Source organism: Streptomyces sp. NPDC051183, assembly GCF_040682455.1.
GTDB lineage: Bacteria > Actinomycetota > Actinomycetes > Streptomycetales > Streptomycetaceae > Streptomyces.
Genome location: NZ_JBFBBA010000040.1, coordinates 39,062 through 54,866, shown reverse-complemented (window position 1 = coordinate 54,866; position 15,805 = coordinate 39,062). Strand labels below are relative to the sequence as shown.

Annotated in this window: 11 protein-coding genes and 1 pseudogene; 10 read left to right on the top strand and 2 right to left on the bottom strand. The window is 74.9% G+C overall.

Features of this window, described 5'->3' with window-relative positions; translation table 11 throughout:
- Positions 1 to 14: 14 nt before the first annotated feature.
- Positions 15 to 2,336, bottom strand: coding sequence for an immune inhibitor A domain-containing protein (locus AB0M99_RS29510; protein WP_365925734.1), 2,322 nt, complete (start codon positions 2,334 to 2,336; stop codon positions 15 to 17).
- A gap of 264 nt (positions 2,337 to 2,600) precedes the next feature.
- On the opposite strand from AB0M99_RS29510, the gene AB0M99_RS29505 reads away from it, so the two are divergent.
- Genes AB0M99_RS29505 through AB0M99_RS29475 form a run of 7 tightly spaced genes read left to right on the top strand, consistent with a single transcriptional unit; the run spans position 2,601 to position 10,847 of the window.
- Positions 2,601 to 4,142 (top strand): aromatic amino acid ammonia-lyase, encoded by a 1,542-nt coding sequence (locus AB0M99_RS29505; protein ID WP_365925732.1) that lies wholly within the window; start codon positions 2,601 to 2,603, stop codon positions 4,140 to 4,142.
- The gene (locus AB0M99_RS29500) at positions 4,139 to 4,438 is read left to right on the top strand and encodes a hypothetical protein (RefSeq protein WP_365925730.1); all 300 of its coding nucleotides are present in this window, start codon (positions 4,139 to 4,141) and stop codon (positions 4,436 to 4,438) included. Before AB0M99_RS29505 ends, AB0M99_RS29500 begins: the two co-directional genes overlap by 4 nt.
- Positions 4,435 to 5,646: an AMP-binding protein gene (locus AB0M99_RS29495; RefSeq protein WP_365925728.1), complete on the top strand. Its 1,212-nt coding sequence runs from the start codon at positions 4,435 to 4,437 to the stop codon at positions 5,644 to 5,646. Before AB0M99_RS29500 ends, AB0M99_RS29495 begins: the two co-directional genes overlap by 4 nt.
- A complete protein-coding gene (locus AB0M99_RS29490) occupies positions 5,643 to 7,997 on the top strand; it encodes a beta-ketoacyl synthase N-terminal-like domain-containing protein (RefSeq protein WP_365925726.1) in 2,355 nt (784 codons plus the stop codon). The genes AB0M99_RS29495 and AB0M99_RS29490 overlap by 4 nt, the downstream gene beginning before the upstream one ends.
- Positions 7,994 to 9,259: a cytochrome P450 gene (locus AB0M99_RS29485; protein ID WP_365925724.1), complete on the top strand. Its 1,266-nt coding sequence runs from the start codon at positions 7,994 to 7,996 to the stop codon at positions 9,257 to 9,259. Before AB0M99_RS29490 ends, AB0M99_RS29485 begins: the two co-directional genes overlap by 4 nt.
- On the top strand, positions 9,256 to 10,176 hold the full coding sequence (locus AB0M99_RS29480) for a hypothetical protein (RefSeq protein WP_365925722.1): 921 nt from the start codon (positions 9,256 to 9,258) through the stop codon (positions 10,174 to 10,176). Before AB0M99_RS29485 ends, AB0M99_RS29480 begins: the two co-directional genes overlap by 4 nt.
- Positions 10,173 to 10,847: an O-methyltransferase gene (locus AB0M99_RS29475; protein WP_365925720.1), complete on the top strand. Its 675-nt coding sequence runs from the start codon at positions 10,173 to 10,175 to the stop codon at positions 10,845 to 10,847. The genes AB0M99_RS29480 and AB0M99_RS29475 overlap by 4 nt, the downstream gene beginning before the upstream one ends.
- A gap of 74 nt (positions 10,848 to 10,921) precedes the next feature.
- Here AB0M99_RS29475 and AB0M99_RS29470 read toward each other — a convergent pair.
- Positions 10,922 to 11,855 (bottom strand): annotated as a pseudogene (locus AB0M99_RS29470) (transposase).
- Between the two features lie 29 nt (positions 11,856 to 11,884).
- On the opposite strand from AB0M99_RS29470, the gene tnpA reads away from it, so the two are divergent.
- From tnpA to AB0M99_RS29455, 3 genes are all read left to right on the top strand, one after another.
- Positions 11,885 to 12,244 (top strand): IS200/IS605 family transposase, encoded by a 360-nt coding sequence (gene tnpA / locus AB0M99_RS29465; protein ID WP_365925774.1) that lies wholly within the window; start codon positions 11,885 to 11,887, stop codon positions 12,242 to 12,244.
- Between the two features lie 189 nt (positions 12,245 to 12,433).
- Positions 12,434 to 13,699: a hypothetical protein gene (locus tag AB0M99_RS29460; RefSeq protein WP_365925718.1), complete on the top strand. Its 1,266-nt coding sequence runs from the start codon at positions 12,434 to 12,436 to the stop codon at positions 13,697 to 13,699.
- The gene (locus AB0M99_RS29455) at positions 13,696 to 15,753 is read left to right on the top strand and encodes a hypothetical protein (protein ID WP_365925715.1); all 2,058 of its coding nucleotides are present in this window, start codon (positions 13,696 to 13,698) and stop codon (positions 15,751 to 15,753) included. The genes AB0M99_RS29460 and AB0M99_RS29455 overlap by 4 nt, the downstream gene beginning before the upstream one ends.
- Positions 15,754 to 15,805: the final 52 nt, after the last annotated feature.

The following is a 15,805-nucleotide window of genomic DNA, read 5'->3' as shown; positions in this document are numbered from 1 at the left end:
GGACGGTCACAGCATCAGGGGGACGGGCTCACCTGCACCGTGGTCAGGGCGCCGCCCGCGGCCTCCTTCAGAACCGTGATCCGGGTCCCCGTGTCCGGGACCTTGACCCCGACCTGCGGCAGCTCCGCGTTCCAGTACGAGCCGTGGCGGTCGTCGAAGACGGAGACCCCGGGCCGCGCCGGCACCACCTGCGGGACGCCGGCCTTGTGCAGGACGATCCGGTCGCTCCTGCGCAGCGAGAACGTGGCGTCGAAGGTCTGGGCGCGGGCGTTGAGCAGCGACCCGTCCGCGAACCTCAGCGGCTCGGGCCGGGCGTCGACCGGCAGCAGCATCCCGCCGCCCGGGTGCGCCTTGGTGGTGTTGTCGCTGTACGCCGTGTTCCAGAGCCAGATCAGCACGCCCTGCTGGTACGGGTAGAACTCCACCTTGTCCCCGGTGAAGCCGAAGTTGTACGGGCCGGTCCTGAGCTGCGTCCCGTAGCCGGTGTAGCGCCGGTTCTCCACGAAGTACGCCTGCGGGTGCTGCTCGCTGCCCGTACGGCCTTCCGTGCGCGACCACTTGACGGCCGTCCAGCCGTTCGCGCCCTGCTCCGCTCCGTCGCGCAGCAGCTCCCGGTCGCCCGCCGTGATCCGGATGTCGTCGAAGGTGACGCCCTTGCCGTGGGTGTTGCTGTCCGAGGTGACGCGCAGCCGCAGCTGGACGCCCGTACCGGCGAACCGGTCGAGCGGGACCGACAGTTGCGCCCAGCCGGCCGAGGTTCCGGTGACGCCCTTGGGGGCGACGGGCGTGCCGTTCACGGTGCCCGGCAGCGCCGTCCAGACGGTCCCGCCGTCGGTGGAGGCCTCCACCGTCAGGTAGTCGAAGTCCTGCTCGATGTCGTACCAGACCCGCGCGTCGAGCCGGGCCGCCCCGCCGCCCGGCGCCACCGCCGTGAGGTCCACCGTACGGCCGATGGTGTTGTCCATGAAATCGCCCGTGCCGCTCCACCACTGGGAGGAGCCCTCGTACGGGTCGGTCAGCTCGGTCCTTGTCACCGTGGGCGGCAGGTGTACCAACAGGGCCTGCGGATCCTCCGTGTTGTACGCGGACACCCCGAGCGTGGCGCGCGTCCTGCGGCCCGCGTCGGCCTCCGTGTACTCCAGCCAGCCCAGCTGCAGTTTGCTCCACGGGTCGAGGTCCCCCGGGAACTCGCCCGTCGTGCCCGGCCCCTTGGCCAGGTAGGAGCCGGAGGACATCAGGGACCAGTAGTTGACGCTGTTGTCCCCGTCCGAGCTGTACATGTCGGGCAGGCCCAGGTCGTGCCCGAACTCGTGGGCGAACAGGCCGGCACCGCTGTTCTCCCCGCCGGTCAGGTAGTCGCCCGCCCAGATGCCGGTGTCGCCCACCGGGGTGCCGCCCGCCTTGTTCCCCTCGGGGCCCGCGCTGCCGGCCTGGTTCCAGTAGGCGAACCAGCGGTGTGCCCAGACGGCGTCCTTGCCCTGCGTGCCGCCGCCCCAGGTCTGGTCCTTGCCCGCGTGGACGACCACCAGGTGGTCGAGATAGCCGTCGGGCTCGTCGAAGTTGCCGTCGTGGTCGGCGTCGTAGCGGTCCCACCCGTCGTACTCGGCGAGCTGCGCCCTGATCTGCTCGGGCGTACGGCCCTTCGCGCGCTCGGACTTGTACCAGGCGTCCGTGGCGTCCCGGATCATGTCCCAGTTGGTGCGGCACTGGCCGGGCTCGGAGCAGTTGTCCGTGCCGTAACGGGCCTCGTTCCAGGGGAGCTTGACCCAGTCGGTGACGGTGCCGTCCATGTCGTAGCGGCCGGACGACTGGAGCCGGTAGTAGGCCCGCAGCGATGCCGAACCCGGCTCGGTGGAGAAGAACTGCCGCTGGTAGTAGGACCGGTCGAAGTCCTTGCGCCACAGGGTGTGGTTGTCGTCCTTGGCGGGCTTGCCGATGGTGTTGTGCAGCGGCCCGGGCGTGCCGCCGAATCGGGGCTTGCCCTCGAACTCGGTGGTGGTGTCCACCTGGTCGCCGAACTCGGCGAGGATGACGAAGACCTTGTCCTTGCGTTCCTGGGCCAGTTCGACGTACCGCTTGCCGACCTTGGTCTGGCGCGGGAGCGTGCCGTCGGCCTCGGCCCGCAGGCCTTCGGGGCCGCCGGCCGCGACGGATTCGAGGGCCTGGCGGCGCAGGGCCTGGCGCTGGAGTTCCAGGGGTGCGGGCGGCGGGGCGGCCGCGTGCTCGGCCTGCTGCTGCCCGCCGGGGGGCGGGGTCGGGGGAGTGGTGGCGGCGAGCGCGGGGGCGGCGAGGAGGGCGAGGGATATCGCCGCGCCCACCGCAGCGAGTCTGCGCAAGGTGGCTGGCCTTTCCGGGAGTTCGGGTCGAAGCGTCGGTAATATTTCACATGTGACAGGTCATGGGTAGGGGCCCGGGTCGGACATCCCGCCCCGCCCGCGCGGACGCGCGTCACACCATCGCCACGGCGCCGTTTCCCCCCGGCCGCACCGTCGTTGATTCAGCCGGGTGATCCCGGACGCGGGCGACGGCAGTCCGCCCAGGCCAGGGGCCCCGCGGTGTGGGCCCCACACGCCGCTGCCTTCCGACCGCAGGGATGAGCGATGCTCCTCGACTCCGCCCGCCGGCCCGCGATCCCGCTCGCCGGCCGGCTCACCCCCGGCACGCTCGAACGGGCCGCCCGGCCCGTCGAGTTCGAGCTCGACGGCGAGGTCCGCCGACGTATCGCCGAATGCCGCGACTACACCGCCCGGACCATGGGCGACGGCCGCGAGGTGTACGGCGCCACCACCGGCTTCGGACCGCTCGTCGCCTTCCCCGGCCGCGCGGACCACGCCGGCCAGTGCGACAACGCGATCAACCACCTGCTGGCCGGACAGGGCCAGGACCTCCCGCCCGCCGTCGTCCGCGCCGCCCTCACCGTCCGCCTGTGGTCCCTGTGCCGGGGCCGCTCCGGGGTCTCGCCCCTGGTCGTGGACGCGCTCCGCGCCGCCCTGCGCACCTCCTTCGCGCCCGCCGTCCCCACCTACGGCTCGGTCGGCGCGAGCGGCGACCTCATCCCGCTCGCCCACGCCGCCCGCGCGCTGCGCGGCCACGGCCACGCCTACCTCGGCGGCGAACGCCTCCCGGCCGCCGAGGCGCTGCGCCGGGCCGGGCTCACCCCGCTGGAGCTCGACGGCCGCGACGCGCTCGCCCTGGTCAACGGCACCTCGGTGACCGCCGCCGCGGCCGCTCTGGCCACCGCCCGGCTGCACCGCTCGTACCGCACCGCCCTCACGCTGAGCGCCTGCCTCGCCGACCTGCTCGGCGCGGCCCCCGCCTTCCTCGCCCCGCAACTGCTGCGCGCCTTCGGCCACCCCGACGCGGTACGGGCGGCCGCGGACCTGCGCGAGCTCATGGCGGGCACCGTCCCGGCCCCCGGCAGGCCGCTGCAGGAGCCGTACAGCATCCGCTGCACCCCGCAACTGCTCGGCGCGGCCGCCGCCTCGCTCGGCCACGCCGGCCGGGTCATCGGCGACGACCTCGCGGGGATCAGCGACAACCCGCTGTTCTTCGCCGAGGACGACCTCGTCGCGCACGGCGGCAACTTCTTCGGGCAGCCCGTGGCCTTCGCCGCCGACCTGCTGTCCATGACCGCGACGCAGCTCGGCAACCTCGCCGAACGCCAGCTCGACCTCCTCGTCGACCCGCACCGCAACGGCGGACTCCCGCCCATGCTGGCCGCCGAACCGGGCCGCCAGCACGGGGTGCAGGGCGTACAGCTCGCCGCGACCGCCACCGTCGCCGCGATGCGCCGCGAGGCCGTCCCCGCGTCCGTGCAGAGCCTGCCGACCAACGGCCACAACCAGGACGTGGTCCCCTTCGGCACCCAGGCCGCCCTGACGGCGCTGGCCCAGGCGGAGCGGCTGCGCTGGCTGCACGGATCGCTGGCCGTCGCCCTGCGGCAGGCCGCTTTCCTCTCCGTACGGGGATCCGGGCGCGGGCCGAGCGCCCCGCGCTGCGCGGCCGTGCTGGAGCGGCTCGCCGCCGTGATCGCGCCCGTCGACCCGGACCGGGCGCTGGACGAGGAGGTCCGCCGGGCCGCCGACGTACTGGACGGCCTCGGCGACGAGTCCGCCGACGAGTTCGAGGAGCAGCAGCCATGACCGAAGCCGAAGCCGAAGCCGAAGCCGTCACCGAAGCCGTCGACCTGGCGCCGCGGGTGCGCCGCGTGCTGGAAGGGGCCCTGGGGCAGTCCCTCGCCGACTGGGCGGGAGGAGCCCCGCTCGCGGAGTTCCCCGCCGCGGCGTACGACAGCCTGATGCAGCTGGAGGCCGTGACCCGGCTGGAGAAGGAGTTCGGGCTGGAAGTCGGGGCGCTGGACACCGCCGACGTCACCACCCTGGACGCGGCGACGGCCCGCCTGGCCGAGCTGCTGGGCACGGGCGCGAGCGCGCAGTGAGCGGGGCGGGGCGGAGCGCGCAGGCGTACGAGACGCTCGCGTTCGACGCGCTGTGGGAGCGGCCGGGCATCGGCTCCCCGGTGGACGGGACCTCGGCGGACGGGACCCCGGTGGACGGGACCCCGGTGGACGGGACCCCGGCGCCGTCGGCCGGTGCGGCCGGGGCAGCCGGTGCGGCGGGCGCGGTCGGGCCGTTGCCGTGGCACCTGCCCTGGGACCGGCTCGGCCCCGCCGAGGCCGCCGCCGTGCGGGACGGGCTCGTCGCACGGGACTACGTCTTCCACACCTCCGGCTCCACCGGCGCCCCCGTGCGCCGGACCCTCACCGGGGCCCGGCTGCGGGCCGACAGCGAGCAACTCGCCCGCCTGATCGGCCCGTACGAGCCCGGGGCCATCGTGAGCTTCGCCCCGTCCCGGCACGCCTACGGAGCCTCGGCGACCATGCTGCTGCCCGCGGTCACCGGTCTGCCGGTGTGGTTCTGGCCCTCCTTCGACAGTCCGCCGCCGCCGACCGGCGCCCGCCGCATCGCGGTCGTCGCCATCCCGTGGACCTTCCGGATCCTGGCCCGCCACCCGCGCTGGCTCGCCTCCTTCGACCACGTCACCTTCCTGCACAGCTCGGCCGAACTCCCCCCGGAGGCATGGGCGTTGCAGGACGGTGCGCGCACCGCGATGGTCGAGGTGCTCGGTTCCACCGAGACCAGCGCCGTCGCCCACCGGGCCGGCTGGGATCCGGCCGGGCCGTGGACGCTGCTCGACGACGTCACCTTCGCGGGGGCGCGGGGCCGGGCGGAGGAGGTCCCGCTCACCGTGTCCGGGCCGCGGCTGTCCGCCCTCCCCGACGGCAGCCACCCCGCGAGCCACGAGATGGACGACCTGGTCCGGCTGCTGGACGAGCGGCGCTTCCTGCGCCTCGGCCGCCGCGCCCACCTGGTCAAGGTCAACGGGGTCCGGCACGACCTCAACGGCATCGCGGCCCGGCTGCGCGCGGCTCTGCCCGGCGCCGACGTGGCGTGCGTACGCGCGGCCGACCCGCTGCGCGGGGAGACGTACGACGTGCTCGTCGCCGGAGGCGGCCCGCTCACGGAGGGCGGCGTACGGGCCACCGCGCGCGGCCTGGGCGCCGCGCCCCGGCAGATCCGGTTCGTCGACCGGATCCCGCGCGGGCCGCTCGGCAAGCCGCTGGCCGGGTCGGGGGTGACGGCGTGAGCGCGGTGGCCGTGACCGGCATGCACCTGGCCTGCTCCCTCGGGGACACCCCCGAGGCCGTCTGGGCCGCCGTCGCGGCGGGGGCGCCCGGCCTCACCTCCCGCGGACCCCGCCACACCTGCGGCCTGCTGCCCGAACCGGCCCGCCGGGGCGGCCCCGATGCGACGGTCGGGCTGGCCGTCCACCACGCCACGGCCGCCTGGGCCTCGGCCGGCCCGCACCGGACGGGGCCCGCGGGCGAGCGGGTCGCCGTCGTGGTCGGCACCACCGACTGGGGGGCGCCCGACTTCGGGCACCACCTCGCCGCGCACCGCGACCGGGCCCTGGCCAGGCCGCACACCGCCGCCGACGCCATCGCCGAGGCGCTCGGCGCGACCGGGCCGCGGGAGGTGTTCGTCAACGGCTGCGTCGCCTCGGCCTGCGCGCTCGCGCACGGGGCCGAGCTGATCCGGACCGGCCGGGCCGACGCGGTGCTGGCGGGCGGGGTCAACCTGCTGGACGATTCCGTGCTCGCCGCCTTCGACAGCTGGCGGGCCCTGGACCGCGGGCCCTGCTCCCCGTACGGACGCAGCGCCGGGACCAGCCTCGGCGAAGGCGTGGCCTTCCTCGTACTGGAGCCCGCCGGACGTGCCGGGGCCGAACCGTTCGGGTACCTGCTGGGGCACGCCCTCACCGGCGACGCCCACCACATCACCGCCCCGCACCCGCAGGGCGAGGGCCTGCGCCGGGCGGTGACACTCGCCCTCGCCGACGCCGGGCTGGACCCGGCCCGGATCGACTACGTCAACGGGCACGGCACCGGCACCCGCGCCAACGACTGCGCCGAACTGCTGGCCCTGGAAGCGGTGTTCGAGGACCGCCGTCCCCCGGTCAGCAGCACCAAGTCGCAGACCGGCCACGCGCTGGGCGCCTCCGGAGCCCTGGAAGCGGCGATCACCCTCCTCGCACTCCGGCACGGCGCGCTTCCGCCGACGCTGAACGCCACGGCGCCGCAGGGCGGTTGGGACATCGTCCACGGCGCCACCCGCCCCGCCCCCGGCCTGCGGTACGCGGTGAGCACCTCGGCGGGCTTCGGCGGCCAGAACGCCGCCCTCGTCCTCGCGGCGGCCCACGCTCCCGCGGTTCCCCGGCCCGCGGCCACGGCCCCCGTGAGCGACGGCCCGGAGGCGGGCGTGGCGGGCGTGGCGGGCGTGGTCGTCACCGGGGCCGGAGTGGTGCATCCGGCGGGGTACGGGCGCGGCGGGTTCCTCGCGCACCTGCGCAGTGGAGCGGCCGTGCCGGCCGGAGCGGAGCTGGACGAGGGCGAGTTGGCGGCGGCCATCGATCCCGCCGACCGGCCGCGGCTCGACCCCTTCGGGCGGATCGTGCTCGCCGCCGCCCGGCAGGCCGAGACCGACGCGCGGTTCGCGCACCGCCCGGACCCCGATCGCACCGGGCTGGTCATCGCCACCGCCTCCGGCCCGGTCACCACGCACACCGCCATGGCCGAGCTGCACGCGCAGGGGCAGCCCCCGAGCCCCCTGCTCGCCCCCAACTCGGTGGCCGGCGTGCCCGCCGGGTACGCCGCCCTCGCGCTCGGCGCCCGCGGCCCGGGCGCCGTCCTCTCGGCCGGGGATGCCTCCGGGCTCCTCGCCCTCGGCCAGGCCGCCGACCTGATCCACGCCGGCCGCGCCGACACGGTGTACGTCATCGCCGCCGACGAGGCGGCCCCCGCCCTGCACGCCGCCTTCGCCGACCACGGGCTGCTCTCCAAGGACGCCGGCCGCCCCTACGACGTGGACGCCGACGGGGGAGTCCTCACCCCCGCCGGTGTCGCCCTGGTGCTGGAGTCCGCCGAACACGCCGCCCGCCGGGGCGCCCGCGTGCTGGGCCGGGTCCTCGGGCACTGCGGCGGCGGAGCCCCCGTGGGGCCCGGCGCCGTGGAGGCCTCCGGCGCGGCCCTGGCGCGCGTCCTCGCCGGCGCCGCCCGCCGCTCCGGGCTCGCTCCCGGCCGGCCGTGCCGGCTGTACGGCACCGCCTGGGGCCACCCCGCGGGCGACGCGGCCGAGGCCCGCGCGCTGGCCGGCTTCCCGGGACCCCCGGCCAACATCAGCGGCGCCACCGGGTACACCCAGGCGGCCGGCGCGCTGCTCGCCGTACTCGCGGCCCTGGAGGCGTGCGCGGACCCGGCCGTCGGGCACCGGCCGCTGACCGGGACCCGCCACCCGCTCCCCGAGTTCTCCCGTACCGACTCGACGACCCCTACCGAAGCCCCCGTGTCCGCGCTCGTCGTCGCCGGCAGCCGGGGCGGCACCTGCGCGGCCGTCGCCGTACGCGCCGCCACCGACCGAAAGGCACCGGCCCGCCCATGACCGCGTCACCCCCGGCCACGCCCCTCCTGGCCCCGCCGCCGGCCTTCTTCACCCCGGAGTTCTTCCACGATCCGCACCCCCGCTTCGACGCCCTGCGCGCCCGGGGCCCGGCCACCGCGGTGACCGGCTTCAGCGGGCACCGGATCTGGGTGGTCCCCGGCTACGAGGACGTCCGCACCGCCCTCACCCACCCCGGCGTCCGCAAGGACGAATGGCGGCGCCCGGAGCTGCGCGAGCGCCACCAGATCGACCCCGAGCGGCGCCGGGACGTGAACGTCCGGATCCGCAACAACATGATCAACTCCGATGGGCCCGAGCACCAACGGCTGCGGCAAGCAACCCAGCAGGCCCTCAGCCCCGCGCGCACCGAACTCCTGCGGCCGCGCCTCGCCGAACTCACCGACCGCCGGCTCGACGCGCTGTGCGCCGCCGGCCCCGGCCCGCTCGACCTGCGCGCGGACTTCACCTACCCCTGCGCCATCGACGCCATCGCCCACGTCCTCGGCCTCGGACAGGAGGAACGGACGGACTTCCGCACCTGGTTCGACATCCTGATGATCCAGGGCAGCTCCCAGTCGGTACGGGACGTCTCCGCGACCATCGCGGACTACGCCGAAGCCGTCGTGGACCGCCGGATCGCCCAACAGGACGCCCGCAGCCCGGCCCCGTCGGACTCCGAGGGCCTGATCTTCACGCTCGTGGCCGGACGCGCCGGACCGTGTCCCCTCAACAGGCACGAACTGGCCTCCACCGTCTTCTTGTTGCTCATCGCCGGAATGGAGAGCGCCAACGCCCTCGCCAACGGGATGCTCGCGCTGCTCAGCCACCCCGAACAGCTCGCCGCGCTGCGCGCCGACCGCTCCCTGCTGCCCGGCGCCATCGAGGAGACCCTGCGCTACGACGGCTCCTTCCGGGCGGTGGGCCCCCGCTACACCGACCGGCCCGTGCGGCTCGGCGAAACCACCGTCCCCGAGGGCGAGTTCCTGCTCCTCGCGCTCCAGGCCGCCCACCGCGACCCGCGCCGCTACCCCGACCCGCACCGCTTCGACATCACCCGCACCGACCACCAGCACCTCGGCATGGGCCACGGCGCCCACCGCTGCGTCGGCTCGAAGGTCGGCCACGCCCAGCTGGAGATCGGGTACGGCAAGCTCCTGGACCGGTTCCCCGACATGCGCCTCGCCGTACCGGCCGAGGACATCCGGCACCGCCCCAGCATGACCATGAACTGGCTCGAATCCCTGCCGGTCACGCTGTGGTGACGCCGTCCACCGAGGCCGTCCGCGCCGCCCTGCCGCACTCCCGCTGCGCGGGGGGCGGGACCGTGCCGCTGATCCTGCCCCTGCCGGGGGAGCCCCCGGCCCCCTGCGGCCGCACCTCGTGCCAGGAGCGGCTGGACGCCGAGCTCGACGCCCTGCGCGCGATCCTCTCGGGCAGCCCGCCCGACGCCTGCCTGCCCCCCGCCGACGAGGCCGACCGGGTCCGCCACCGCTGGCTCACCGGACACCACGCCGCCTTCTGCGTATGGCAGTTGCTCCCCCCGGGGCTGCACGCGCTGGCCGCCGCACCGGAGCGGGCGACGACCCGGCTGCTCGCCTGGACCACGGCCCTGTACGACGTCTACTCCGTGCTGTTCCTGTACTCCGGCAGCTGCACCCCCGAGCAGTACGCCACCCTGGTCCGCCCCGGGATGGCCGCCGCCCACCCCGCCTTCAGCGGCGAATGGGCCCGCGACCACGCCCCCGTCTCCGCCGCCCTGCGCGCCGTCCGCGACCGCCACCCGGCCCCGCTGCTCACCCTGCTGGGCGGCGCGGTCCGCGACAACCAGCGGGTGCACATGGCGGTGGCCCGCCGCCTGGTGCCCGAGGGCGCCTCCCTCCTCCAGCAGGCCGGCCGCAGCGCCGGACACGGTCCGACCGAAGCCGAACAGGCCCTGTACGACGCGCACTTCCAGGTGGAACGGGGGCCCGTGTGCCGTCCGGCCCACCGGGCGCAACTGGTCCGCCTGCTGGCCGACTGCGTCGCCGACATCGGCGCGCACGGCCTGGGTACCCTCCCGGACGGCTGCCCCGAGCGCTTCGGACGCGAAGCGCTCGCCCGCCTGGTGGCGGTGGCGGTCTGCGAGGAACCGCCCCAGATCTCCCGGATTCCCGAGCCCCCGAAGGGACGCAACACATGAGCAGGTCCGCGGACGAGGTCAAGACAGTGCCCCTCACCCCCGAGGTGTACTCCTACCTGGTCGCCCAGGCGGAGCCGCCGAGCGAGGTGCAGGCGGAGCTGATCCGGCGCACCCGCGCGCTGGGCGGCCCCGCCGAGATGCAGATCCCGCACGAACAGGGCGTACTCCTCACCCTGCTGGCCCGGCTCACCGGCGCCCGCCGGATCGTGGAGATCGGCACCTTCACCGGCTACTCCACCCTCGCGCTCGCCGAGGGACTGGCCCCCGGCGGCCAGGTCCTCACCTGCGACGTCTCCGAGGAGTGGACCTCCATCGCCCAGGAGGCCTGGAAGGCCGCGGGGGTCGCCGACCGGATCGACCTGCGGATCGCCCCCGCCCTGGAGACCGTCACCGCGCTCCCGGCCGAGCCGGTGGTCGACCTGGTCTTCCTGGACGCCGACAAGACCGGGTACCGGGCCTACTGGGACCAGCTCGTACCGCGCGTGCGGCCCGGCGGGCTGCTCCTCGCCGACAACGTCCTGTACGGGGGCGAGGCGGTGCGCACGGACGCCACCGGGAACGGCCTGGCCATCCGGGAGTTCAACGCGCACGTCCGGGCCGACGACCGCGTCGAGTCCGTCATGCTCCCGATCGCCGACGGCCTCACCATCGCCCGCAGGATGTCAACTTGACCCGGCTCTAAAGGACCGGGCTTGGAGGTAGCGCCCAGCTGGCTGCTGGGTTGGCTCCTCCGTTCAGACACCCCTTACGGGGTGGCAGGGGCGCGTGACTCACGCCCCGCGGTCCACACGGTCTCGCCCTTGCGGCCGATGTTGTGGGACGCGTTGTCGTCCGCGTGCATGAGGGCCCCGCAGGACCGGCACGCGAACGTCGCTTGATCGACGCGGCTCTTCCAGTCGGTGTGGCCGCACTGGGAGCATTGCTGGCTGGTGTACGCCGGATCGACGTACACCAGCGGCACCCCCGCCCGCTTCGCCTTGTACGCGATGTACCGGCCGAGCTGGTGGAAGCCCCACGAGTGCGGAGAGGTCCGCTGGTCCTTGCGGTGCCGTACCCGGTCGCGGATGCCCGTGAGATCTTCCAGGGCGATACCGGAGCCGGTGCGTTCAGCGGTGGTGACGATGGTCTTGGAGATGATGTGGTTGACGTCGGCGGTGTGCCGGGCTTCCTTGCGGGAGCGCTTCTTGAGCAGGCGCTTCGCGGACTTGGTGCCCTTGGCCTGCAACTTCTTCCGCAGTTCCAGGTGCCGCTTGCGGTGCCTCGTCCGGCGAGCACGCGAAGCGCACGTTCTTGAGTCGACCGGCCGTGGTCCAGATCGAAACGGTCTGCTGATCGTACTGCCAGGAGAGGCACCGGTCGTCGTACGGCTGCTCGGCATCGGGCCGGAACGCGATCGGTTTCGACTCGGCCTTGGTCCGGCGTTTCGAGCCCGGCTTGCCGAGATTCCCGGCCTTGATGTTGGCCTTGAGCGTCGTGTACGCGTCGCGGGTCTTCTTGATGACGTGCTGCGCGGCCTGCGCCCCGAGCCCCCGGGTCTTCAGCTCGGCATACGTGTGCTCGCGAAGTTCGTACTCACGCGGGACACCGTGCTCGAACGCCACCCCCGACACCCAGCACGCGGCCTCGTTGGCCGTGCGCAGGGTGGAGCGGAGCGCGGCGGCCTGGTCGGCCTCCGGCATCAGCTTCACCTGCGTCACGATCTTCACATCTGGATCGTACTACCCCGAAGTACCGGCGTGGCCCGTTCACGGACGAGATCCTGCGGCGCTGCGAAGAGATCATGCGGGCCGTCTGCGCCGACTTCGAGACCGAGCTGGTCGAGTTCAACGGCGAGGCCGACCACGTCCATCTGCTCGTGCACTACCCGCCGAAGGTCGCCCTGTCCCGGCTCGTCGGCTCCCTCAAGGGCGTCTCCGCCCGCAGGCTCCGCCAGGAGTTCCCCACCCACATCCGCAAGTACCTGTGGGGCGAACACTTCTGGTCGCCGTCCTACTTCGCCGCCTCCGCAGGCGGCGCCCCGCTGGCCGTCATCAAGGAGTACATCGAGAACCAGAAGCGGCCCGACTGACCGTCACCGACAGATGCGAAGAGAACCCCGGCGCTGCGCGCCTCCGGATCAAGGATGCGATTCCTCCCGGGCGTAAACGCCGGGGGTTCCTCGCAAGATCATGCTGAACTCGCCGATACCCGCCCCCCATTCACCGTCCGGCGCTATCGTGCCGAGCGGGGGAAAAGAGTACGAGGGGGCGGGGCCGCCATGCGTTTTCTGTTCGTTCACGGTACGGGGGTGCGGCGCGAGCGGCACGAAACGCTGTTCGCGCTGGTCAAGGCGGGCCTGACCGCCCGCTTCCCCGGCGCGGCCGTGGACTCCTGCTTCTGGGGCGACCGGTTCGGGGCCACCCTGAGCGCCGGCGGCCGCTCCGTACCCGGCATGGGCGCCCCCGAGCATCCGGGTGCGCCCGATCCGGCGGACGCCGAGACCGCCGAATGGGCGCTGCTGCTCACCGACCCGCTGTGCGAGGTACGGGTGCTGGCCGAGGCGGGCTGGGACGACGGGCCGGCCGACGGCGACGGCTTCGGGATGCCCGGTGTCCGGCCGCCCGGCATCCAGGTCCTCCAACTGCTGGACCGGCTCGCGGAGTTACCGGGCGGCGCGGGGGATCCGGGTACGCCCGAGGGCGGCGAGCTGGCCGCGCTGCTGCACGGCACCGGCCTCGCCGCCGGATTCCCCGCCGCCCTGGAGGCCACCGCCGCCTCGGCCGAGGCGGCCCGGGCCGGGGAGCGCGCCACCGGGCAGCCGCAGGCCCGGGAACTGGCCACCGCCCTCGCCCGCGCCGTGACCGCGGCCGCGCTCGCCTCCGCGGGGGCCGAGGCCGACTGCACCGGCGTGGAGCGCGACCGGCTCGTCGAACTGCTCACCACCCGCCTCGGCGGTGACGCCCGGGTGCCCGGCGCCCGCGCCGCTGCGGTGCTGGGCCGGCTCGCCATGCGGGTCACCACCCAGCCGCTCCTCAACGCCTGGCGGCCCTCCCTCACCGCCGACGCCACCCCCGCGCTCGGCGACATCCTGCGCTACCAGGCGCGGGGCGCGGAGCTCCGGGAGTTCCTGCACGAGCGGATCACCGCCGAGCCGGGGCCGACCGTACTCATCGGCCACAGCCTCGGCGGCATCGCCCTCGTGGACCTGCTCGCCCTCGCCGCCGCCCGCGGCGAGCCCGTCCCCGGAGTCGGGCTCCTCGTCACCGTCGGCTCGCAGGCCCCCTTCCTCTATGAGCTCGGCGCCCTCACCGGGATCTCGCCGGGCACCAAACTCCCGTACGCCTTCCCGCACTGGCTCAACGTCTACGACCGCCACGACCTGCTCTCGTACCTCGCGAGCCCGGTCTTCCCGGGCGACCCCCGCGTCAGCGACCACCGGATCGCGAGCCGGCAGCCGTTTCCCGCCTGCCACAGCGCCTACTGGAAACAGGCAGCCCTCTACGAGCGGATCGAACAGGCGGTGGCCGAGGCGGAGATCGGGTGAGCCCGGCCGACTTCCTGCCCCCGAACCTGGGGCCCGGGCGCACCTTCGCGCTCGTCGCCGGGGTCGAGAGCTATGACATCAGCCACGGCTGGAACCTGCGCGGCCCGGCGCGCGACGCCCTGCGCTTCGCCCAGTGGCTGACCGGGCCCGGCGAGGTGCCGCCTGACCACGTCCGGCTGCTGCTGTCCCCGCTCGGCGACCCCGACGCACTCGACTGGGCGGCCTCGCCGGGCCTGGCCGCGCTGAAGGACACGTACCGTCCGGCGACCGAGGCGAACGTGAAGTCGGTGCTCCTCGACGAACTTCCCAAGTGCGACGGCGACTTGCTGTGGATCTTCTGGGCCGGCCACGGCTACCTGGGCCGGAGCCGGGAGCTCATGCTGCCCTGCGCCGACGCGCTGCCCGGCCAGATCCGCCACCTCAACCTCGACTCAGCGCTGCGCTGGTGGCGCACCGACCTGGTCACCCATCGCCGGTTCCCGCTCCAGGCCGCCCTGGTGGACGCCTGCCGCGTCGACGCGCCCCACGCCACCCGGTTGAACTTCGGCAGCACCGACTACGGGGGCGGGGCCACCGTCCCGGGGCGCCGGCAGTTCCGCCTCTACGCCTCCCGTGAGGGCGAGGCCGCGCAGAACGACTCCGAGCGGGCCGCGGGCCGGTTCACCGAGGCGCTGCTCGGCGAACTCGGGCAGCGGTCCGTCCGCGAGGGCGTCACCGGGCTGGCCGGCGCCGCCCGGTCCATCCACCGCAGCTTCCAGGAGCTGCGCGAGCGCGGCGAGGGCTGGCAGCTGCCGCAGTTCCTCGTGGACCGGGACTGGGACGCCTGCTCCTTCCTCGACGAGGACCTGCCCGGGGTCGCGCTGCCGCGTGCGGCCCGGCTGGACCAGCGGGCCTGGGACGAGCTCGGCGACCTCTTCGAAGGCCGTGACCTGCCCCGATGTGCGTACGAGGCCTATGCGTGGGCCTTCAAGGTGGCCGGCTGTACGACGCCGGTGCGCGGCGGCCTGCCGGGGGAGACCCTGCTGGAGGTGGCCCAGGACCTCGACGAGCGGCAGGGCGGCCGCGACGGGCTGCCGCTCGCGGTGCCCTTCGTGCGCTTCCTCGGTGCGCGGGCCGGGGCGGCCGACACCGTCTGGGCGGACCGGCTGGGCGGCTGGGTGAACGCGACCCGCGAGCGGCTCGCCCTGCCCGCGCTGCCGCCGCCGCCCCCGCCGCCGCGCCGGACCGCCCTGCACGTCAGGCTGGAGGCCCCGCCGGGCGGTGAGGACGGCTTCCTGGCGCGGATGTGGCTGCGGCGCGAGGCCACCGAGCACATCTGGGAGTCGGAGGGCGAGCCGGTCCGGCTGGAGTCCGTACGGGCGGAGCTCGTACGCCAACTCGCCTGCGTCGGACGGGCCCTGGGCGGCGAGGCCGAGGCCGGGCGGCCGTACGACGCGGTGGAGCGGATCGAGTTCCACGTGCCGTACGAGCTGCTGGAGCTGGACTTCGACCTGTGGCCGGTCCCGCGCGGCCGCGGCCCCGGGCGGACCCGGGCCCTCGGCCAGCTCTACCAGGTGGTCGTGCGCTGCCCGCAGGAGCGCGAGGACAGCGCCGCCGAGTGGCGGACCAAGTGGCGCTGGCTGTGCGCGCAGGGCGGCCGGCACGCCGAAGCCGTCCGGGTGGTGGCCGACGCGGAGGTCACCGACGCGCTGGGGATGGAGCTCGGCGCCGGGGCGGCACCCGCCTGCGTCCTCGCGCACACCTCGACCGCCGTGCGGACCGGCGCGGTGGTGGAGGCCGTACTCGAAGGCGGGGTGCCGGTGGCGGTGTGGCGGCCCGGTGGGGGCGCGGTCCCGGACGGCGGGCTGGCGGAGCTGCTCGCGCCGGACGGCCGCCCCGAACCGGGCGCGCTGGACGTGCTCGCGCTGCCCGGCAGGGTGCGGGAGGTGCGCCGGGCGGTCGCGGGAGCGGTCGCGGGCGCCGATGACAACCGTCAACAGGCGCCAGGGGCAGACCGGTTGGTCCTCTTGTGGGACGATCCCGACGACAGGCTCACCCTCCGGTCCCTGTCCTGACACCGATCCCGGCCCCGATCCCCGTCCGGACCACGACCATGACCCCGATCCC

What these genes read in the sequence shown, in the direction of transcription:
- AB0M99_RS29505 (WP_365925732.1), top strand. Translation starts at nt 2,601, where the DNA reads ATGCTCCTCGACTCCGCCCGCCGGCCCGCGATCCCGCTCGCCGGCCGG.
- AB0M99_RS29500 (WP_365925730.1), top strand. Translation starts at nt 4,139, where the DNA reads ATGACCGAAGCCGAAGCCGAAGCCGAAGCCGTCACCGAAGCCGTCGAC.
- AB0M99_RS29485 (WP_365925724.1), top strand. Translation starts at nt 7,994, where the DNA reads ATGACCGCGTCACCCCCGGCCACGCCCCTCCTGGCCCCGCCGCCGGCC.
- AB0M99_RS29475 (WP_365925720.1), top strand. Translation starts at nt 10,173, where the DNA reads ATGAGCAGGTCCGCGGACGAGGTCAAGACAGTGCCCCTCACCCCCGAG.
- AB0M99_RS29460 (WP_365925718.1), top strand. Translation starts at nt 12,434, where the DNA reads ATGCGTTTTCTGTTCGTTCACGGTACGGGGGTGCGGCGCGAGCGGCAC.